This window comes from Kordia sp. (assembly GCF_045105435.1).
Taxonomy (GTDB): domain Bacteria; phylum Bacteroidota; class Bacteroidia; order Flavobacteriales; family Flavobacteriaceae; genus Kordia.
In genome coordinates, this window is the sequence record NZ_JBGCDL010000372.1 from 1 (window position 1) to 21,196 (window position 21,196).

The following is a 21,196-nucleotide window of genomic DNA, read 5'->3' on the forward strand; positions in this document are numbered from 1 at the left end:
ACTTTGATGAGTTTTGTTTTAGAATAAATCGTTCTCAATTTAAAGATACTATTTTTCATAAAACTATTGAAAGAATGGTTTTTGCGAAACCAATTTATCATAAGAATATTAAACAGACACTAAGTGTGTAACTCAATAAAATTAAAAAGCATTTTTCAAATCAATAACTTAAATATACTAGAAATAAAACCCAAAAATCGCCACATTGAGCGAAGTCGAAATGAAAAGAAACAAAATATATCCGTTACTAGCGTTGCTAATTGGAGCTATATTTATTGTGTATGAAAAATACAATGAAGCTCCAAAAGTCACGACTACGAATCCGAAAATAAAAGTACACGGAACCAAGAAGCAAACAACAGATAGTAAACCAAAACCCTTAACAAACAACTATTATTTGCCGAGTTCAACAACGGGACAAATTGTACATCATGAAGGATATTCGTTGTCGTACCATGAAGCTTTTGAGCAAGCAGAATGGGTTGCATATGAGTTGAAAAAAAATCAAGTTGTATATACAGATTTCAAACGTCCATATTTTGAACAAGATAATGCTGTAAAAACAGAATCGGCACATTGGAGAAACTATAAAAAGTCTGGATACGATCGCGGGCATTTGTGTCCTGCCGCCGATCGAAAATATACCAAAGCTGCGTTTACGGAGACTTTCTTAACGAGTAATATATCGCCGCAAGAACACGAATTTAATGCAGGTGTTTGGAACCGATTGGAGCAAAAAGTACGCTATTGGGCAAAAAAATATAATGGTGTATATGTGGTGACAGGCGGAATTTTAGAAAACAATCTCAAAACCATTGGAAGTGAAGCTGTGGCAGTTCCGAAGTATTTCTATAAAATTTTGTTAGATAATTCTGGCGGAAACACAAAAATCATTGCCTTTCTTGTGCCGCATAAAGCTTCTAAGAAACCTTTATACGAATATGTAGTTTCGGTGGACGAACTAGAAAAACGCACAGGAATTGATTTCTTTCCAGGTTTAGATGATGTAAAAGAAAACAAACTAGAAGCCATGACTACTTATAAGCAATGGAGTTTTCGATAGTATTTTATGTAAAATATAATTTATAATAATTTGACGAATGAATAAAAAGAAAATAGTTCCAATACTGTCAGCATTTCTAATGTTATTATGTATTTCATGTGATTTGAAATCAAAAAAAGAAGTCTTTATAAAACCATCTGAAATTGGAGTTTATTATGACAAATCGGAAGCTAAGATTTCTGTTTTAAATTCTGGAAAACAGCAAATTCCAAACAATGTTATCCTATATCTATATTCGCTTGAAGCCGAAAATATAAAAGATGTTATTTCGCTAGTGACCAAAGATGGAGAATCAATTGTTTGTAACGTAAGTTATTGGTTCAGTTTAAAGACAAAAAATATTGCAAGATTACATCTTGAAGTTGGCGAAGACTTTAAAGAAAGAATTGTTTTCCCAAAAATACGTTCAGCATTACGCACGTCATTTAACAACTATAATTTAGTAGATGTAAAACCATCTGAACTAGAAAAAGTAATTACATCTGAATTGAGAAATGACACTAAGTTTTCTGAATATATTAAAACGAAATCATTCAAATTAAAGATTGAATCTGAAAAAGAATAATGCGAAAAATAGTTACTTCTTAGCAATTAAGAAACAATCTAGTTTTCCTCAGTTTCACCTTGTTGCGTCTCCAAAATCATGTCCTGAATAAACAATGGTAAATCCTTGATTTCATAGGTTTTTGGGAAAAATTGATCATTCAAAATGCTCGCAGGCGTGTAATGTACGTCGTTGATATCGCACCATTTTTTATGTGCTTCCAAGACTTCTAAAACCATGGTGTTTTCTGAAACTCCAAATTTTTGTTGCCAACTATCAACATCTCTATTAGAAAACCATGCTTTCAATGCAGTGTATGATTTTGCAGGATCTTGCATATACAAATCAATCAATTTTGAAGCAATTTGTGTGCTTTTATTTTTTTCGTCAGGCGGAACGTTGAAAATAAACTCCAACTGAATATCATTTCCGTATGCACTCAATAACTTATCATACGATTCAAACGCTGCTGTACAATAGCCGCATAACGGATTGGTAACTCCTTGCAGTTTTATGGCGCCATTCGGGTTTCCAAAAACAACACGTAATTGTTCTGAAATTACTTTCGGATTTATAACTCTTTGTTCCTGAAGCATCGTTTTAAACAATTCAGGGTTTCGTTTAAACTTTAAAAAGTCCGTTTCGGTAGTTGCCAATTTTTCGTGACTTTCCCAATACGATTTGCAATATGTCCACGCAATATAAACTAGCGCAAAAACACTGATGAGTTTTACAATATAAGGTGTAAATAAAGACCAAGAATAATTATATGTAGCAAGCAATAAAGCTGTTTGTAAAACTAAAATTCCAGCAATTAGCAAACACAATGCACACCATTGCTTTAGTACAATACCTTGTCGGTAAATTGCATACGCAACAACAGGAAGTCCTAGTAACGACATCATTAATAATGTGCCTGTATGAAATCCGAAAGAAGATAAAATCAAAAATAATCCTGCAAAAAACACAAACGATGCATCGCTCAGCGAAATAATTCCGAAAATTTTATTTCCTTTCGTTGTAATAACTTCTCCACACGTACTCGTTTTTGAAATAGCACCACAAACTTTGGCAACGGCTTTACTTTTAATACCTAAATCTTCTCGAATAATTAAAATGCTAATGTATAAACCTACCAAGGTCATTGCTGTATATAACAAATACGGGAAACTAAATTCTAACATTACATTTGCAGAAGCAACTGCAGCCACCACAAAATAGGGAAGTGCTTGTTGAATAGATTGTATGCCACTCGCTTTTTCTTGTTCTTCTACGGCGACAATTGTTCCTGTCCAACGTTCGGAAAATGCTGCTTCAGAAAGTTTCTCCTTCTTCTCGTCTGCATTTACAATTTGAATGCCGTTTCGTTTCTTTGCTACCAATACAACTTCTTCGCCACGTTCGCCACCAACTAAAGCTAAAAAGCAAGCAGGCATTTGTTCCAACGCTTCTTTTGGAACGGTTGCAGCTAAATTTTCAATTTCAAAATAATCGAGTGTATCTGTAATTGATTTTAAACTTGGATATTCAGGATGCGATAATAATTGTAAGTTCAATAACTCACGATTCACATCCAAATAACTATTATTCGTTAATAGCGAAAGTATAATATGTTCCATCTAATTCATTTCAATTTTTGGAGGGGAAATTAAAACTAATACAGTCAAGCTAAAGATAGAAAGTATTTTTGAAGTATGAAGTATGAATGCAGGTTTTTAAGAGTTCACTTTGTTTAATTTATAAAATAGAAAATTTAGCGTGCTGATTTTTATGTGATTACTTTTTATACGTGAATCTTTCTAAAAGATAAGTAAATAAATAAATTACCACTCATTAATACGATTTGCGTCAAGCTTAATAAAAATAAAAAGTAAAATAGTGAATCCCCAAAGTCCCGAACCACCGTAACTAAAGAAAGGCAGTGGAATTCCAACCGTAGGAAATAAACCTATCACCATGCCTATATTAATAGCAAAGTGGAAAAACAGAATGGCGGCGACACTATAACCATACACGCGACTGAACTTATTTTTCTGTTGTTCGGCTCGGTGTAATATGCGCAAAATTAAGATTACAAATAAAAAGATAACAAGCGTACTACCCACAAATCCCCATTCTTCACCAACGGTTGTAAAAATATAATCAGTGTCTTGCTCAGGAACAAAATCTCCTTTGGTACGCGTTCCTTTTTGCCAACCTTTTCCCCAAAAACCACCAGAACTAATGGCAATTTCCGATTGATCGCTGTTGAAACCAAAGGTTTTCCTAATTTTTTCAAGCTTTACAGGATCTTTCTCAAGTCCTAAAACCAACGTAAAACGATCACGCTGATGTTGCTTAAAAACATTGTAAAAGATATAATTTACAGCTAAAATAAATCCGATGGCAGCAACTAATGAAGTCAATGCCAATGTAGTTTTTCGCTGCTGTTTTAACTTCTTTCGGAAGAAAACAAAAATACAGGCAAGTCCTAATATCGCAGTTGCAATAATGGTATATACATAACCAACTTTCAGCGTAATGACAAATAGTAGCACGAGCAAAAATCCAATCCATAAGTAAATAGGCGGCAAGCCTTCGCGATACAACACAAAAAAGAACGCCATATACACCATAGCACTTCCCGCGTCGGGTTGAAGCATGATAAACAATGGCGGTACCAATATAATTGCAAAAGAAATTAATTGATGATTAAAAATGTTGATATTCGTTTGTATGTCACTTAGAAACTTTGCCAATGCAAGCACGGTGGCGACTTTGGCAAATTCAGAAGGTTGCAGTGTAAAACTTCCAATAGCATACCATGATTTGGCGCCATTTATCTCTTTTCCAAAAACCATTAAACCTAGCAAACTCAGCAGTGCAATAATGTAAAAAACACTAGAAAAACGTTCGTAAAATTTGGCTTCTATCGAAAGAATAAGAACAATTAAAATGATGCTAGTTGTAATAAAAAATAGTTGTTTTCCGTACAACTGATTCATGTCTAAAAGACCTGCGGCACTTTCTGTAACGGAAGCCGAATAAATATTGATCCAACCAATTCCTACCAATAAAAAGTACAGCAATATGGAAAGCCAATCTATTTTTTTGACAAATTTTACTTCTCTACTCATTTATTGTAAATGGTTCTCCACTTAGTGGTTTTGCATATTCTTCTTCCAAACTCTTTTCCAACACTAACTTCTCCATATATTCCAAAGTAATATCTCCTTTCAAATATTTTTCAATCATTAAGCTAGAAATTTTCCCTGCCCAACGCGCTCCGTAATAACCGTTTTCTACAAATACGGCAATGGCAATTTTAGGATTTTCTTTTGGAGCAAAGGCTATAAAAATAGAATGATCTGTAAGTTGTGTGCGTTCGCCATCAATTTTTACAAAATTTTCAGCAGTTCCTGTTTTTCCACAAATTTCAATGCCTTCTACATTCAAGTTTCGTGCAGTTCCACCTTTTTTCTTGCTAAATACTTCGTGCATTCCTTCAATTACAGGTTCAAAATGTCGCTTATCAATAGTCGTATGTTTTGGTTCTGTAAAATGCGGATTGTCAATTGGGTTTCCATCAATCTGTTTGATGATGTGTGGCGTAAAATAGTGACCTCTGTTGGCAATTGCAGCGGTCATATTTGCCAATTGAATTGGTGTCAATTCCACTTGTCCTTGTCCAATAGCATTTGAAATCGTATTCAATACATGCCATTTATTATGCTTAAAATAATTGTTGGTATAGTAATCTCCTGTCGGAATGCGTCCTTTACGACCTGTAGATAAGTCATTTCCGAAATAATCGCCCAAACCAAAACTTTTAATATGATCGCTCCATACATTCATACCTTCTCGTGGCGAATCGTATTTACTAATAATTTGACGATACGCGTTGGCAAAGTATGCATTACACGATTTTGCCACACCATTAATGACGTTTCGTTTTCCGCTTCCGCAGTGACAACCCATTTTTCGTCCGCTACGTCCGTAAATATATCCATGATGACAGGTATACGTAGTTTGAGGTGTAATTACACCTTCTTGCAAAGCCACCAAAGCGTTCAAGGTTTTAAAAGGTGAGCCAGGTGCATATTGTGCTAATAAACCTCTGTCGTACATGGGTTTTCGGATAGAATCTTTATGCATAATATTGAAATTCTTGGAACGTTTACGGCCTACCAATAAACTTGGATCATAAGTTGGTGCAGAAATCAATGCTAAAATTTCTCCTGTAGCTGGTTCTATAGCAACAATTCCACCACGTTTATTTACCATTAACTTTTCACCGTATGCTTGTAATTTGGCGTCAATAGTAATTTGAATATCTTTTCCATTTACGGGAAGTTTATCATGTATTCCGTTTTCAAACGAACCTAGTACTTTATTGCGAATGTCTTTTTGAATGTGTTTTATACCTTTGGTTCCGCGCAATTCGTTTTCATACGATTTTTCAATTCCGGTACGACCAATTAATTCTCCTGATTGGTATTCGGGATTCTTTTTTAAATCGCGATTGTCTACTTCACTAATAAAACCTAATACATTTGCACCGTGATTGGTTTGGTAGTTACGAATGGAGCGTTTTTGAATGTAAAATCCTTTGTAACGATGCATTTTCTCTTGAAGAAACGCATAGTCTTTCTTTGCCATTTGCGCTACAAATACCGATGGTACTTGCCAAGAGAAACCTATTGCTTTGTCGTACCGCTTTTTAAAATCTTCTTTGGTAATGCGTAAAAATTTACAAAACTCTAAGGTGTCTAATGCTTTCACTTCGCGTGGAATAACCATGACATCATACGAAGGTTGGTTGGCTACAAGTAGCGTTCCGTTTCGGTCATACACATAGCCGCGTTGCGGATACGAATATTCCTTTTTGATGGCGCTATCATTCAAATAATTAGTGGCCTTTTTTTCTTCATTAAATATTTGAAGATAGGAGAGACGTCCTGTGTAAATGGCTCCAACAGAAACAACGACAAGGTATAACAAAAGTTTCCTCATGAATTTTTTCGACTAAATAAAGTTATTGATAATGTGATGATTAGAATTGTAAAGATACTAAAGTATGCTGTATTTCTCAGGATAATCAGGATAGAAGAAATGTTAAATATTTCTAATAGAAAAAAGAAGAAATGATGTATTACGGTCAAAATTACAATATAGACCATTCGTTGTCCAAGTGCCGTATTTTCTAGTTTTACCGATTGATGCTCGTAACTAATTCCAAAAGCAAATCGCGATACAAACGGTCGTAGATACGCAATAATTAAGCAAGCTGCAGCGTTGGCACCGCCAGTATCGGAAAACATATCTACGGTAAGTCCTAGTAAAAAAGCAATGACTAAAAATAAACTTCTATTCGCGTTTAGCGGAAATAGAAAGATAAAGTAAATGTATACCAACGGATTTATGTAGCCCAAGAAATCAATATGATTGCATATCAATACTTGCACTAATACAGCGACTACAAATCGGACACTATTCCAAAATACAACAGAACCCATCTAGTTTTCAGGAGCTAATAAGTTATCAATTTCTTCTCTGTGTAAGTTTTCAATGATGTATACATGCTCTAAATTGGTCATGTCATTGAATAATTGCACGTTTATATTATATAGGTTTTCAGTGGTGTTTAACTGAAAGTCTTTTATGATTCCAATAGGAATACCTTTGGGAAATAAGGTAGAATTTCCACCCGTGATAATGGTGTCATTTTCGGTAAATTTTACCAATTTCTCTATATCTTCCAATTGTACAATGTTTGGATTTTTTCCGTCCCAAGTAAGCGTTCCAAAGTGATTGGTGTTTTTTAGTTGCGCGTTTATTTTAGAGATGGAACTCAGAATACTAATCACAGTTGCATGACTTCCACTCACTTGATCTATTTTTCCAATAACTCCTGTAGCATTTACTACGCCCATATCTTTTGCTATGCTATCATAACTTCCTTTGTTAATGAGTAAAGTATTGTTGCGACTTGCATAACTGTTTTTGGTAATTTTTGCAGAACGAAACAAATAATCGGTTGGAAAGGAAGTGCTATCCACAAACTGAATTGTGCTAAGACTGTCCTTTTTGTTGTATAGAATGTTTTTGAGTCGTCTATTTTCCTCTAGCAATCGATCGTTTTCAGATGCGAGATTGAAGTATGAAGAAATTCCGTTTGCTTTTTCGTAAATACCGCCCGAAAGCCAATTGGCAGAGTTGATAAATTTACTTTTGTGATAGGAATGCGATTGAATCGTAAAGAGCAAAGAGATACATAACAACACTAAAAACAGAATAAAATTTTTATTCTTGATTAGAAAATTAATGATATGTTGCATCTGCTACTTAGTTCTTCTTCCCTATTAATACACTTTTAAATTTGCTTAAATTTTTCAGGGTAATTCCTGTTCCACGTACTACGGCACGCAACGGATCTTCTGCAATGTATACAGGTAAATCTGTTTTTTGAGACAAACGTTTGTCCAATCCGCGTAACATAGATCCACCACCTGCAAGATAAATTCCTGTATTGTAGATATCGGCAGCCAATTCTGGAGGCGTTTGTGATAAGGTTTCCATCACAGCATCTTCAATTCGTAAAATAGATTTGTCTAATGCTTTGGCAACTTCTCTATAAGAGATTTGTACTTGTTTAGGTTTCCCTGTTAATAAATCACGTCCTTGAACCGACATTTCTTCTGGCGGAACTTCTAAATCTTCCGTAGCAGCTCCAATTTGAATCTTAATTTTTTCAGCAGTACGTTCTCCCACATATAAGTTGTGTTGCGTACGCATGTAGTAAACAATATCGTTGGTAAACACATCACCGGCAACTTTCACAGATTTGTCACAGACAATTCCGCCCAAAGCGATTACGGCAATTTCAGTAGTTCCTCCACCAATATCAACAATCATGTTTCCTTTTGGTTGCATGATATCGACACCGATACCAATAGCCGCAGCCATTGGTTCGTGTATCAAATAAACTTCTTTTCCATTAACACGTTCTGCCGATTCTTTTACGGCGCGCATTTCCACTTCTGTAATTCCTGATGGAATACAAATAACCATACGCAATGATGGCGGAAATAACTTCTTTTTAAGTGCTGGAATATTTTTTATGAACAGGCTGATCATTTTTTCAGAAGCATCAAAATCAGCAATTACACCATCTTTCAATGGACGAATCGTTTTGATGTTTTCATGGGTTTTTCCTTGCATACGTGCAGCTTCCTGTCCGACAGCAATGATTTTGTTCGACATTCGATCCCTGGCGACAATAGATGGACTGTCAACAACCACTTTATCATTATGAATGATTAACGTGTTTGCAGTTCCTAAATCTATCGCTATTTCCTCTGTTAAGAAATCAAAAAATCCCATGTCTTATGTCTGCTATTAATGTGTGTTTTGTAAGTCGCTAAAAATGAATTACAAAGGTATAAAAATTTTAATGTTTAAAGTGTCTTGTGCCTGTAAATACCATTGCAATATCCGTTGAATTGCAATAATCGATGCTCAATTGATCTTTTATTGATCCTCCAGGCTGAATTACCGCTTTAATTCCTGCATTTCCTGCAATTTCTACACAATCCGGAAACGGGAAAAATGCGTCACTTGCCATGACAGCTCCGTCCAAATCAAATTTGAAAGCATTGGCTTTTACAATTGATTGATTTAATGCATCAACTCTACTTGTTTGTCCTGTTCCGCTTGCACATAATTGTTTGTTTTTTACCAAAACAATCGTATTTGACTTTGTGTGCTTGCATAATTTGGAAGCAAATAGTAAATCTTCTAACTGTGCTTCTGTTGGTTTATTGCTCGTTGCGTATGTTAAATCTTCTAACACATCCGTTTTTGCATCTTTATCTTGAAGCAATACTCCATTTAAACAGGTGCGAACTTGCATTTCTGGTAAGGCAACTTCATTTTGAATTAAGATGATTCTGTTTTTCTTTCCTTTCAACGCTTTTAAAGCAGCTTCCGTATATGAAGGCGCAATAACTACTTCACAGAATAGTTTGTGAATTTCGTCAGCCGTTGCTTTGTCAATTTCGGTATTTGCAATTAATATTCCACCAAAAGCAGAAACCGGATCACCCGCTAATGCATCTATGTATGCTTGGTGAATTGTTGAACGCGTTGCAAAACCACAAGCGTTGTTATGTTTTAAGATGGCAAATGTTGGATCGTTGCCTACAAACTCGTTCATTAAGTTTACGGCTGCATCTACATCTAATAGATTGTTATAACTTAATTCCTTCCCGTGAAGCTTTTGGAACATTTCATCAAAGTTTCCGAAGAAGAATCCTCTTTGGTGTGGATTTTCTCCATAACGCAATACTTTTCCTTCTGTTTCACTTACTTTCAAGGCTGCAATTTCGTGATCTTGATTGAAATAGTTAAAAATTGCAGTATCATAATGAGAAGATACATTGAATGCTTTGGCAGCAAATGTTTTTCTGTCTGCTATTGAAAAGTTTCCTTCTTGTGTTTCTAATAAGTTTAAAAAACCAGCATAATCGTTTACTGAAGATACACAAAGTACGTCAGCAAAGTTTTTTGCAGCAGCTCTGATTAAAGAAATTCCTCCAATATCAATTTTTTCAATAATATCTTGTTCGCTTGCACCTGAAGCAACTGTTTTTTCAAACGGATATAAATCTACAATGACAATGTCGATTTGTGGAATTTCATATTCCGCCAATTCAGCAACATCGCTTTCATTGTTTTGACGATTTAAGATGCCTCCAAATACTTTTGGATGCAATGTTTTTACACGTCCGCCTAATATAGAAGGATATGAAGTTACATCTTCTACAGGAACGACAGGAATACCAAGATCTTTGATAAATTTTTCTGTTCCTCCAGTAGAGTAAATTGTAATGTCTAATGCATGCAGTTTTTCTACGATTGGCGCTAAACCGTCTTTGCTAAAAACCGAAATTAAAGCTGATTTTGCTTGTTTTTGGGAATTCATTCGAGTTGTGTTGTTTAAATGTGTTGTTGTGAAGCCGCAAAAGTAATAATTAACACGTAAAAACAATCTTTTATTGGTATAAAATAGTCCTCAAAAACAATTTTTATTTCTGTCTAGTATAATCTTCATTGTAGTAATATGTAGTATCGGTTATTTTAAATGCTAATTTGTCATTAAAGAAATCATCAGAACTTATAAGCACATACCAATCAATACGATATAAATCACAGAGGTAACGACGATCGTATATTTTATTTCTTTTCTTTTCATAGATAGGAAGATAGTCTCCTGAAGTCTTAATTCTATATTCCGCAATTTCTTCTAGTAGTTTTCCATTGGCTGGACGGATATAATAGTAGATTTTTTTACCATCTATTTCAATTAAGCGCTTGAAAAAAGTATTTAGAAATAGTTTATTATAAATCTTTTGCCCTTGCTTTATTTTAGAGTTTGAATAATATTCCGACGGCTTTTCTAATGTTAACATGTTTGTTGTATCGAGCATAAAATCTCCTTTCATTTTTTTAGAAGATCCAATAAAAACGTAGTCACGGAGCCAATTTGAAATATCTTCGTTTACCAATGTTCGGATATCTTCATTTTGAAATATTTCAGCATTCACTTTACTAATAGTATCTGTAAGGCGCTCCAAATCAAAATTCGTCATTCGATAGTAAGCCAATCCAGTTGAAAGATTGTGATCTGCCTTTTTATAATATTCAACATACATTTTTTGAAAATGCATTAAATTTTTACTAGGCACTACTTTTTTTTCGTCAGAAGAATTTGCGCACGAAAAAAGAAGCGCAATGATTGGTAAAAAGATAATTTTTTTCATTTTGGTAACATTTTGATTAAAAGAATTTTCGGCTATTTCTCTTAATATGTATCGGTTTCAGTATTCTGAAGGTTATCAAAAGTAAGGATAATAACATTAAATGTATTAAATGTATGAAAAAAACTGACAAACACTTTATAAAATAGTGTTTGTCAGTTCAATATTTTGAGATGCTGAATCAAGTTCAGCATGACGTTTTTTATAAACGAAAAAATTTCTCTTGAAGGTATCTCAATTCTCAATACTAAAAACTCAATACTCACTTAAAGTATCTCCGCAACTTTCGCATTCACAAACTCCAAAAATTCTTCATCTTCCTTAGTAAATGGATCTGGTGTGTTTGAATCAATATCAATCTGTCCAATATTTTCGCCATTTACGAATAACGGAATTACAATTTCTGCTTTTACGTGAATGCTACAGGCAATATAATTGTCTTGCGCTTGTACATCTGGAACCAAAAAGTTTTCATTAGAAACGGCAACTTGTCCACAAATTCCTTTCCCGAAAGGAATAATGGTATGATCTGTTGGTTCGCCTGCAAAAGCACGTAGTTTTAATTCAGGTTTGTCTCCGTTTTTAAAGTAAAAACCAACCCAATCGTAATAATCAATATTTTCTTGTAATAATTGACACACTTTTGTCATGCGATCATCTACAGAAAGTGATTCATTTGAGAGAATAGTTACGATTTCGGGTTTGTATGTTGTAAATGCCATGTTTCTTTTTAACTTAAATTTTCACAAAAATAGTCGAAAAAAATCTAAAAAACTTTCTCCAAATAGAGAATAAAGTGACTTCAAAAATGAATTCGACAAATTTTATGGAAAATGTGATATTTTCAATGGTTTTAGAGTAAGTTTGTAACACTCAGAATCATTTATTAATTGTGTTGGAAAGCATTAAAAAATACAAATCGGCTTTAGGATTTATTGTTAAATTCTTTATTACGTATGCAGTATTGACGTATGTATATAGTTTGTATTTGTCAAATTTTGAAGGTGAACCTGATGGCGTTACGCGTATTGTAGCCAATCAGACAGAAAGTGTTATCAATGCACTTGGATATACGGCAAATGTTGAGGTTCATGAATCGGAACCTACAATGAAATTGCTAGTTCATGGCAATTATGTTGGTCGTATTGTAGAAGGTTGCAATTCGGTAAGTGTGCTTATTTTGTTTATTACATTTGTGATTGCCTTTACAGGAAATTTGAAAAATACAGTATTGTTTATTCTTGTCGGAAGCGTCTTAGTATATGTAGCAAATTTGTTGCGAATTGTAGTGTTGGGAATTGGATTGTACAGCTTTCCAGATCAAGAATATTTGTTGCATCAAATTGTATTTCCGACCATTATTTACGGAATGGTGTTTTTATTGTGGATGTTTTGGGTGAAAAAGTTTTCGAATAAGTAGATGGGAAAAATTTGGAAATATATTGGTATTGGATTTCTTTTCGGATTGCTCGTTTTGATACGTGCTTTCGAGAACGAACTGTTTTACGATCCATTTTTAAATTTCTTTAAGAACGATTATTTACAAGCTGCAATTCCAGATTATGAAGCTTGGGCACTCTTTTTTAATCATGTATTTCGATATGTGTTGAACATGGTTGTTTCTTTAGTAATTATTTATATCGCTTTTGAAAATATTCATGTAATTAAGTTTTCTGTCGGTTTGTATATCGTCGCTTTTGTGATTTTGGTTTCGTTGTATTTTTATCTCATTCAGCACGATTTAACAGAAGATTATTTGCTCACTTTTTACGTGCGTCGTTTTTTAATTCAACCACTTTTTGTATTGATTTTGTTGCCAGCATTTTACTATCAACGTAAAATAAAACATGAGGAAGTTTAGGTTAGACGCGCATGCAGATAGAAATACTTCACTTTAGACTTATTCTCAAATTGACAAACAACTATTCATCTTCTTCAAGAGCAATCGTTCGTTTTTCAGAAATTAGGCTTCCATCTTTAGAAATTCCTTCAATAAACATCGTAATTCCTTTTACATGTTTGTGTTTTACGAAAAAATTGAAAGCGCCTCTTCTTGGAATATTGTTCATTGGTCGCCAATCAATTGCGGCATATTTTTGATAGGTTTCACCTGTAAATGATTGGTATTTTGGTTCGTAATATTGTTTGGCTACACTAAAACCAACAGGCGGTAGATGCTTTGCAAACGTTTCTTTTTGAGCATTTGTTCTTTGATGTAAAGGTGTTTTTCTCGAATATATTTTAATAACACCACCAATACCACGTACACCATATCCTTGTCCCGTTTTGTTGATGACAACTCTTTCTACATTCGCAGTTGAAAAGTTACGTAGAATGCTAAAATCACTCAGTGGCGCACCATCTAAAAATATTAATGGCGACACAAAACCAGGTGGGTTTCCTGCTTGTAATGTGAGTCTTTTTCTAGTGAAGATTCGTAGGTTTTGCATGTCGAAAGGATCATCAGACACATCGTAACCACTATTTTCGATAATGTTTTTAACTTCCGGATATTGCATATATTCTTTCATGCCAATTTTAATTTCTTTGGCATTTACCATCATTGGGTCAATATTTTCTTTTTCTTTTTTACCTTTCCCTTCTAATAGTACTGCATCTAAGGCTTCAGCATCTTTTGGAAAAAATCCGTTTGGAAGTATAAAAATGTTAGTTTCGTTTAGAAAAGAACGATCAACAATAGCATTTTTCAAGATAGCATCTTCTTGGCTGTTCACGCTGTAGCGCAAATATAGTTTTGGTTTTAAAAATTCCTGCTTGTTGTTTATGTACGAAAAGCGTAATTCTTCATCCGCCTCAGGGTATAAATTGTTGATGACAAATTTTCGATCTTTGTCAATTGTAACGTATTGCGAAGGCAATTGTTTGGTGTCATGCAAAAAGATACCTGTAATGTCTTTTGTTGGAAAGTTTACCGTTCCGTTGATGGTAATTCCTTGTTGAACGTCTAGTTTTTTAGCTGTATTTTGAAAAATAGTTGTCCAATCGTATTTGCTCCAACCTTGTGTAATAAGCAAAGCATCTAACGCCTTTCTTTTGGTTTTTGTATTGTTTGGAAAGTAGTATTTCGGATTTTCAACAGCGCCATGCACATACGGTTTTAGATAAAAACTTGAAAAAATACTATTTGCAGGATTGTAAGCTTCGGTGGTTTCTGGCAGTATAGAAATACTCACATTTGCTTCTAATAATCCCGATTTCCTTTTGATTAGATATAAAGAGAATTCAGATTCGTCATTTTTAGTTTGCAGCTTTTTAAGCAATATAGAAGCATTTTTTTCTACTTTGTTATTGAAAAACATACGTTCTAAAACAGGTGTTTTTCCATCAAATAAAGTAATTGTGTTGACACCATTAAAAAGACCACTTCGCGCAATTGTTAAGTCTACTGTTTCCGTATTTTTAAAAGAAAACGGCATGGAACGCGTTAAACCATCTTTATGAATTAACAGTGTATAATCTTTGGAAACAATGCTACGTAATGTTTCAGCATTCGTGTTTAGTGCAATTTTTACACTGTCTTTTTCAATGTTATTTACTCGAACTGTGATTCCTGTGTTTTCAATTTTCGGCAACGTTTGTTCGCTTGTTTTCTCTTCTTCAAAAGTAGTGGAAGCTTTGTAAACTTGGTTTGCTTTTGGAGTGAGTTGCACTGTGCCAATTCCGTAGTTATTACTTTCAAACGTAGTAATTTCGTCATTGTTTTCATCATAAATAATTCCGCGAGCATACACGCCTTTTCCTTCTTGGTTTATCGCTTTAAAAGCAACCGTATTTTCAATATTTTTTACAAGATGTCCGCCTTCTGGCAAAAACTGAATGTCGTATTTTTTTGCTGTTGTATTGTTTTGTTGTGGCTCATAATTTTTCCCGTAAATGGTGATTTTTTCAATAAAAACTTCGTCGGATGCTTCATCGATCATTTTTTGCGTAGCACCTTTTATATAGTACGTTCCAGAATTGAGCTCTTTTTTTAGTTCAAGGTTTCCGTGCGTAAGTCCATTGCGAATGAGAAATAGTTTTTTGGAAATTTGCTTGCCATTTACATCGTAAAGTCCAACATATAAATTGGTAGAAGTGACTGATTTTTTTTCGTTTCGCTTGTCAAAAACATATCCTTTAAACCAGATTTCTTCGCCAACCAAATAGCTAGTTTTGTTAAGATGAATAAAGATGGCTTCATTCCCTGAAAATTTAAAGTAATTTTTATAGGAGTCTTTGATGGAAGTAGTCGTTTGCGCGAGTGCATACAGCGAAATGCAAAGTAAGAGGTAAAAACAATAGTATTTCTTTTTCATAGTTAAAAAGTTTGTCAGTTTCAATTCGTTTTAAAATTACCATGAAGCAATAACTTCATTAGTTAATTTGTTTTGAAAAATGAATTTTACTGGGAACAATTCACTTCTGAATGGGTGTTTTTAGAAATTCTGTATGTGTGGGATTCTTATTCAGAAAACTATCGGCTACTAATTACATTTCTAATATAGCAGTTTGAATTTTAGTATTCTTAAATATACTGATTTTTTTTGAATTTTGTAGTGCGTGTAAGCTATCGTACTTGAATGGTGCGTTTTTCTGAAATTAACTCACCAGTCGCAGAAATACCTTCAATGAATAGCGTCACACTTTTGGTACGTGTATCATAGATTTTAAAAGTAGTTGTTTCCGATTTGTTCAGTTTTACTTCTGGAATCCAAGAAATAACGCCATATTGCTCAAATGTGTTACTTAGATACGAAGTATATTTTGGTGCATAGTATTTTTTGGTTGGCGTAAACGCTTTTGGTGCTTTAGCACTTGCATACATAATTTCGCTGGCTCCTTTTTTAAATAAAGACGTACGGCGTGTAAATATTCTGATAACACCACCAAAACCGGCATTCATTCCTTGCCCTTGTCCCGTTTTGTCAATTACTATTTTTTCTACATTTGCAGTCGATAAACCATATAAAATAGTCAAATTTGTCAACTGTGCGCCATCAAAAAACACCAAAGGTGTTGCTCTTGGTCTTCGGCGTGTAAAGATGGAAACTTGTCCTAAATTTTCATATACATCATATCCGTTATCTTGGATGAAATCGGTGATGTTAAAATAGCGTTCGTATTCAAGTTGCGTGATTTTAGTCACTTTTGCATTCATTAAAATAGGATCTTTTTCTTCTTTCTTTTTCTTAGCTTTGATGACTACTTTGTCTAATTGTTCTGCTTCTTTGTAGAAGAAGTTTTTAGGCACTTTAAAATCGCTTGTGTTTGATGAAATGTCAGACGCTTTTTTTAGTGCAGTCATTGTCATATTGTCTTTTCCATCGGCTAGAATGAATCGGATATATATAGATGGTTTTTTAAAAACGCCTTTTTTATTCATGTATGAGAATTGAACTTCTTCACCTTCTTCCAAAAATAAGTTTGACAGTGTAAATTTTTGATCTTTGTCTAATTTAATAAATTGGGCAGCATGATTTTTTGTTGCATACATAAACAAGCGATCAATACCCATTGTTGGTCGGTTTACTTTCCCAGAAATGGTAAGTCCTGTTTCAAAACTTTTTAAACCGTTTGGCTTTTCTTCAAAAATAGTATCCCAATTATAACGACTCCAACCTTGCGTTACTAACAAAATATCAAGCTCGTATTTTTTCTTTCGATTCATGTCTCTGAAATAGTATTGCGGATTTTCTACCGTACCTTTTAGATGTGGTTTTAGATAGAAATTTGACACGATATTGTGATTTGGATTGTAACTTTTTGTCGATTCCGGCAAGACCGAAATACTCATGTTTATCGTGTCTTTTAATTGTGTTTCATTTATAGAAAATACAATAGAATCGTTGCTAGTGTTTGCTTTAGAAACGCTTAAAGCTGTTTTTTTAACGAAGTAATCGTTGAAGAATAAACGTTCTAAAATTGGCGTGTTGTTGTCTGTAAAAACGGTAATGGTATTGATGCCTTTGAATACATCTTTTTTAAGAATGCTGATTGCTTTTTCTTGCCCTGCATCAAATGAAAATTCAATTGTTTTTTGCTTTCCATTTTGATGGATGAGCACTTTGTATTTTTTTGTTGGATTTATGGCTAATGTTGCAGCATTTGTATTGAAATTGAGCAATACTTTGTCTGCAAACGGATTGTTGACAATAATAGCAATTCCTTTTTCTTTTGCCTTTGGCAACTTTTGTGTGAGTATTTTTCCGCTTTCAAATTCAATTTTAGCAGTATATTCTTGATTTGCTTCTGGATAGAATAAAAACTTCCCCAAACCTCTTGCATTTCCTTTAAATGAAGTAATTTCTTGTTGGTTTTCATCATAGATAATTCCGTTTGCAATGACACCTTTTCCTTGAGTGTTAACGACTTTAAAGCCAATATTGTTTTTGGTGTTTTCGATCATATAACCACCTTCTGGAAGAAATTGAAAATCGTAGTTTTCTGCTACGTCTGAGTCGCCTTTTAATGAAGGTTTTTCTGTAATAATTTCAATTTTTTGAACAAACGCATTGCTTTCCTTGAAGTTTTTCATCCAATTGGTTTCTGCTTTCAAATAATACGTTCCAGCTGTGTAGGTAGAATCGATTAAAATATTCCCTTTGGCAACGCCGTTTTCAGCTCTAAACAATTCTTTTTGCACCTGGTTTCCTTGCGCGTCATAAATACCAACGTGAATGTTTGTTGTTACTTTGGAAGTAAGCTGATTTTTTTGATCATACGCATAACCTTTGAGCCAAATTTCTTCGCCTTTAAAGAACGTTGTTTTGTTTACATGTACATATAATGCTTCTCTTGGAAGTGTAAAATAGGCTGCATATTCGTCTTCCACTTTTTTTTCTTGTCCGTACGTACTAAACATAGAAAATGTGGTGATTAGTGCTAAAAATAGGTAACTTTTTTTCATAATATTTGGATGTTAATGTTTGGTTAATATCTTACAAAAAGAATACCAGTTCGATTTAATTTTGACCAAAATCATTGAAATTATGGTTTCAGTTTCTAAATGTTGCTTTTGCTTTTTTTGGAAATCTGATGTTTCGATATTTTACTAAAATTAACATAGTTGTTTTTGATATAAAATAACGCTCAAACTGCAATTTATTGAGTGTTTTTTTAATCGTTTTTACAGATGGTTGCTGTTTACGTTATATATTTCTCTTGTACGAAAGTGTACACGTTCATAATTGAATGCGAAAAGAGCGAATAGTGTATTTGTATTTCATTTGTTTTTGTTTGGAATTGTAAAAGTATGAAAGCATTTGTAGTTATATTCTTAAATATTTCTCAATATTTTATAAAGGATGCGTTTATATTAATTTTTACACATGCTTTTTATAGGTTTTTAGCGAATTTTAATTGTTTTTCGTTCAGATATTAAATCGCCATTTTCGGAAATTCCTTCAATAAATAAAGTGACGTTTTTGGTATACGTATCGTATATTTTAAAACTTGTTGGTTGCTCTTTACTCAATTCCATTGTCGGAATCCATGAGATGGTTCCGTATTTTTGAAATATTGGATTTAGATATGATGCATAATTTGGCGCATAATATTCCTTTCCTGCTGTAAATGCTTTGGGCGATTTTGAAGCTAGATACACAGTACCTTTTCCGCCTTTTTTAAATAAAGGAGTTGTACGTGTGTAAATTTTTATAACTCCAGTTGATCGTCCACGCATACCAGGAACAACACTGTACTTGTCTGTAACAATACGTTCTATGTTAGCCAATGACATATTGGATAAAATACTTAAATCTTGTAAACGAACATTGTTAAAAAATATAGCAGGTGATCCGCCTCTTGCAATTCTCGAGCTAATGGAAACCCTTCCCATATTTTCGCTGGCATTGAAACCATTAAAGTTAAGAAACTGTATTAGGTCGAGGTAACGCGTATATTCTTCCATGGTAATTTCGGTAACCTCTGGGTTCATCATAAAAGCATTATCGTAATTTCTCTTTCTTTTTTCGGCTTCTAACGTCACTGTATCTAATGCTTCTGCTTCTTCGTAAAAGAAATTTTCTGGCATAGTAAAGTCAGCGGTAGTGGTTGCTATTTTTTTTGTTTCTTCTAAAAACACTTCCGAAATTTTATCTTTCTTATTGTCAATTATATACCGAAGATACATGCTAGGCCTTTCAAAAGTTCCTTTTTTGGTAATGTATGAAAAACGTACTTCTTCGCCTTCTTCCAAGATGAAACCAGCCAACTGAAATTTTTGGTCTTTGTCTAATTCGATAAACTTAGCCGCATGGTTTTTTGTGGTGTATAAAAAGATGCGTTCTACACCTGAAGCAGGTCTGTTTACACGTCCCGAAATGGTAATTCCGTTTTCGAATTTGTGTGTTGCTATTGGTTTTTTGCCAAAAATATTGTCCCAGTTATAGCGACTCCAACCTTGTGTTAGTAACAAAATATCGAGTTCGTACTTTTTCTTTCGGTCCATTTTGAGGAAATAGTATGGTGCGTTTTCTACAAATCCTTGTACGTGTGGTTTTAGATAGAAATTTGAAATGATATTATTTTGCGGATTGTAACTTTCTGTCGTTTCTGGTAAAATAGAAACACTTACGTTCGCATTGTTGTTTAGGTTTAATTCTTTGATAGAAAGTACAATAGAATCTTCTATCGTATTTAATTTAGAAACATTAATCTTTGCTTGTTTGATGCCGAACTCGTTAAAAAATAAACGTTCTAGTATCGGATTTCTATCATTGTCAAAAACAGTAACCGTATTGACACCTTTAAATAATTCGTCTTTTTGAATGCTCACAGCTTTTGTTGTCCCCGTAAATTTTAAAGCGGCCTTTTTTAGCTTTCCATTTTGATGAATTAGTATTTTGTATTCTTTTGTCGGATTGTTTTTGAGTGTTTCTTCATTTGTACTGAAATCAAGGATAATTTTATCTTCAGAAAAACTTTGCACGGCTAATGAAACACCTTGCGCTTTTGCTTTTGGCAATTCTTTTGTAATAACGGTTCCGTTTTCAAGTGTAATTTGAGCAGTATACAGTACATCTTTTTTAGATTGAATTAGAAATTTCCCCATTCCAAGTGTATTGCTTTCAAAAGAAGCTACTTGTTTTTTGTTTTCATCATAAATAATTCCTGATGCAGACACGCCTTTTCCGTTATTATCAATGACTTTAAAACCAATATTGCTCATTGTATTTGCTACAATATGTCCGCCTTCTGGCAGAAACTGAAAGTCAAAACGAGCTTCTTCGGTTGTGGTATTTTTTACAACTTCTTGATCACTGATGATTTCAATTTTTTGAATAAAAGCATTGTCTTCCTTGAAGTTTTTCATCCAATTGGTGCCTCCTTTAATGTAATACGTTCCTGCGGTAAAAGTAGAATCGACCGCAAAATTTCCTTGTGTAACGCCGTTTAAAGCTTCAAACAATTCTTTTTTGACTTGATTTCCTTTGGCATCATAAATACCAACATTGATATTGGTGGTTGCTTTTGAAATTAACTGATTTCTTTGGTCGTAGGCATATCCTTTAAACCAAATTTCTTCTCCCACAAAATAGCTTGTTTTGTTTAAGTGTAGATACAAGTTTTCGCGAGGAAGCTTAAAATAAGCATAGTACTCGTCTTCAATAGTGGTTTGTTTCTCTTGTGCGCTACTATTGAAAACGGAGAAGAGTATAATAACTAAAAACAGGTAATTCTTTTTCATAGCATTTCAGTTTTTGTCAATTTTTAAACGATATCACAAAAACTATGCTAAAAGATTAAAATCAAAAAAAAACTCCGAAAAACTTTAAGTTTTCGGAGTCTCTT

16 protein-coding genes and 1 pseudogene are annotated in these 21,196 nt (G+C 33.7%); 5 read left to right on the forward strand and 12 right to left on the reverse strand.

Annotation, left to right across the window (positions count from 1 at the left end; translation table 11 throughout):
• The 3 genes and pseudogenes from AB8B65_RS18830 to AB8B65_RS18840 all read left to right on the forward strand — a co-directional run.
• Positions 1-131 (forward strand): annotated as a pseudogene (locus AB8B65_RS18830) (IS1595 family transposase); the annotation flags it as partial.
• 89 nt (positions 132-220) lie between these two features.
• Positions 221-1,063: a DNA/RNA non-specific endonuclease gene (locus tag AB8B65_RS18835; RefSeq protein ID WP_405302862.1), complete on the forward strand. Its 843-nt coding sequence runs from the start codon at positions 221-223 to the stop codon at positions 1,061-1,063.
• A gap of 37 nt (positions 1,064-1,100) precedes the next feature.
• Positions 1,101-1,628, forward strand: a complete 528-nt coding sequence (locus AB8B65_RS18840) for an SPFH domain-containing protein (RefSeq protein ID WP_405302829.1) — start codon at positions 1,101-1,103, stop codon at positions 1,626-1,628.
• Positions 1,629-1,666: 38 nt separating this feature from the next.
• Here AB8B65_RS18840 and AB8B65_RS18845 read toward each other — a convergent pair whose 3' ends face one another.
• From AB8B65_RS18845 to AB8B65_RS18885, 9 genes are all read right to left on the reverse strand, one after another.
• Positions 1,667-3,226, reverse strand: a complete 1,560-nt coding sequence (locus tag AB8B65_RS18845) for a vitamin K epoxide reductase family protein (protein WP_405302830.1) — start codon at positions 3,224-3,226, stop codon at positions 1,667-1,669.
• 204 nt (positions 3,227-3,430) lie between these two features.
• Positions 3,431-4,723, reverse strand: coding sequence for a rod shape-determining protein RodA (rodA, locus tag AB8B65_RS18850; RefSeq protein ID WP_405302831.1), 1,293 nt, complete (start codon positions 4,721-4,723; stop codon positions 3,431-3,433).
• Positions 4,716-6,599, reverse strand: a complete 1,884-nt coding sequence (gene mrdA, locus AB8B65_RS18855; RefSeq protein ID WP_405302832.1) for a penicillin-binding protein 2 — start codon at positions 6,597-6,599, stop codon at positions 4,716-4,718. The genes rodA and mrdA overlap by 8 nt, the downstream gene beginning before the upstream one ends.
• Entirely contained in the window at positions 6,596-7,102 is a 507-nt protein-coding gene (locus AB8B65_RS18860; RefSeq protein WP_405302833.1) for a rod shape-determining protein MreD, read from the reverse strand. Before AB8B65_RS18860 ends, mrdA begins: the two co-directional genes overlap by 4 nt.
• Complete coding sequence (mreC, locus tag AB8B65_RS18865) at positions 7,103-7,924, reverse strand: rod shape-determining protein MreC (protein WP_405302834.1); 822 nt, start codon at positions 7,922-7,924, stop codon at positions 7,103-7,105. It abuts the gene before it with no gap.
• A 7-nt stretch (positions 7,925-7,931) separates the two neighbouring features.
• Positions 7,932-8,969, reverse strand: coding sequence for a rod shape-determining protein (locus AB8B65_RS18870; protein WP_405302835.1), 1,038 nt, complete (start codon positions 8,967-8,969; stop codon positions 7,932-7,934).
• A 67-nt stretch (positions 8,970-9,036) separates the two neighbouring features.
• Positions 9,037-10,569 carry a bifunctional phosphoribosylaminoimidazolecarboxamide formyltransferase/IMP cyclohydrolase gene (purH, locus tag AB8B65_RS18875; RefSeq protein ID WP_405302836.1) on the reverse strand — a complete coding sequence of 511 codons (1,533 nt, stop codon included), beginning with the start codon at positions 10,567-10,569 and terminating at the stop codon, positions 9,037-9,039.
• A gap of 103 nt (positions 10,570-10,672) precedes the next feature.
• Complete coding sequence (locus tag AB8B65_RS18880) at positions 10,673-11,407, reverse strand: hypothetical protein (RefSeq protein WP_405302837.1); 735 nt, start codon at positions 11,405-11,407, stop codon at positions 10,673-10,675.
• 263 nt (positions 11,408-11,670) lie between these two features.
• Positions 11,671-12,126, reverse strand: coding sequence for a GAF domain-containing protein (locus tag AB8B65_RS18885; RefSeq protein WP_405302838.1), 456 nt, complete (start codon positions 12,124-12,126; stop codon positions 11,671-11,673).
• Between the two features lie 170 nt (positions 12,127-12,296).
• Between AB8B65_RS18885 and xrtF the strand changes: the two genes are divergently transcribed.
• Both xrtF and AB8B65_RS18895 read left to right on the forward strand, forming a co-directional pair.
• Positions 12,297-12,824 carry an exosortase family protein XrtF gene (gene xrtF / locus AB8B65_RS18890; RefSeq protein ID WP_405302839.1) on the forward strand — a complete coding sequence of 176 codons (528 nt, stop codon included), beginning with the start codon at positions 12,297-12,299 and terminating at the stop codon, positions 12,822-12,824.
• Positions 12,825-13,265 (forward strand): exosortase F system-associated membrane protein, encoded by a 441-nt coding sequence (locus AB8B65_RS18895; protein ID WP_405302840.1) that lies wholly within the window; start codon positions 12,825-12,827, stop codon positions 13,263-13,265. It abuts the gene before it with no gap.
• Between the two features lie 61 nt (positions 13,266-13,326).
• On the opposite strand, the gene AB8B65_RS18900 is transcribed toward AB8B65_RS18895, so the two are convergent.
• The 3 genes from AB8B65_RS18900 to AB8B65_RS18910 form a co-directional block, all read right to left on the reverse strand.
• Positions 13,327-15,720, reverse strand: a complete 2,394-nt coding sequence (locus AB8B65_RS18900) for a hypothetical protein (protein ID WP_405302841.1) — start codon at positions 15,718-15,720, stop codon at positions 13,327-13,329.
• A gap of 251 nt (positions 15,721-15,971) precedes the next feature.
• Positions 15,972-18,311: a hypothetical protein gene (locus AB8B65_RS18905; RefSeq protein ID WP_405302842.1), complete on the reverse strand. Its 2,340-nt coding sequence runs from the start codon at positions 18,309-18,311 to the stop codon at positions 15,972-15,974.
• Between the two features lie 438 nt (positions 18,312-18,749).
• Positions 18,750-21,092 carry a hypothetical protein gene (locus tag AB8B65_RS18910; protein WP_405302843.1) on the reverse strand — a complete coding sequence of 781 codons (2,343 nt, stop codon included), beginning with the start codon at positions 21,090-21,092 and terminating at the stop codon, positions 18,750-18,752.
• Positions 21,093-21,196: the final 104 nt, after the last annotated feature.

Bases quoted from the DNA above. Each gene is read 5' to 3' on its own strand.
- AB8B65_RS18880 (WP_405302837.1), bottom strand. From the start codon at position 11,407: ATGAAAAAAATTATCTTTTTACCAATCATTGCGCTTCTTTTTTCGTGC.
- AB8B65_RS18835 (WP_405302862.1), top strand. From the start codon at position 221: ATGAAAAGAAACAAAATATATCCGTTACTAGCGTTGCTAATTGGAGCT.
- AB8B65_RS18845 (WP_405302830.1), bottom strand. From the start codon at position 3,226: ATGGAACATATTATACTTTCGCTATTAACGAATAATAGTTATTTGGAT.
- mrdA (WP_405302832.1), bottom strand. From the start codon at position 6,599: ATGAGGAAACTTTTGTTATACCTTGTCGTTGTTTCTGTTGGAGCCATT.
- AB8B65_RS18840 (WP_405302829.1), top strand. From the start codon at position 1,101: ATGAATAAAAAGAAAATAGTTCCAATACTGTCAGCATTTCTAATGTTA.
- AB8B65_RS18860 (WP_405302833.1), bottom strand. From the start codon at position 7,102: ATGGGTTCTGTTGTATTTTGGAATAGTGTCCGATTTGTAGTCGCTGTA.
- AB8B65_RS18900 (WP_405302841.1), bottom strand. From the start codon at position 15,720: ATGAAAAAGAAATACTATTGTTTTTACCTCTTACTTTGCATTTCGCTG.
- AB8B65_RS18895 (WP_405302840.1), top strand. From the start codon at position 12,825: ATGGGAAAAATTTGGAAATATATTGGTATTGGATTTCTTTTCGGATTG.
- rodA (WP_405302831.1), bottom strand. From the start codon at position 4,723: ATGAGTAGAGAAGTAAAATTTGTCAAAAAAATAGATTGGCTTTCCATA.
- purH (WP_405302836.1), bottom strand. From the start codon at position 10,569: ATGAATTCCCAAAAACAAGCAAAATCAGCTTTAATTTCGGTTTTTAGC.
- mreC (WP_405302834.1), bottom strand. From the start codon at position 7,924: ATGCAACATATCATTAATTTTCTAATCAAGAATAAAAATTTTATTCTG.
- AB8B65_RS18910 (WP_405302843.1), bottom strand. From the start codon at position 21,092: ATGAAAAAGAATTACCTGTTTTTAGTTATTATACTCTTCTCCGTTTTC.
- AB8B65_RS18905 (WP_405302842.1), bottom strand. From the start codon at position 18,311: ATGAAAAAAAGTTACCTATTTTTAGCACTAATCACCACATTTTCTATG.
- AB8B65_RS18885 (WP_405302838.1), bottom strand. From the start codon at position 12,126: ATGGCATTTACAACATACAAACCCGAAATCGTAACTATTCTCTCAAAT.
- AB8B65_RS18870 (WP_405302835.1), bottom strand. From the start codon at position 8,969: ATGGGATTTTTTGATTTCTTAACAGAGGAAATAGCGATAGATTTAGGA.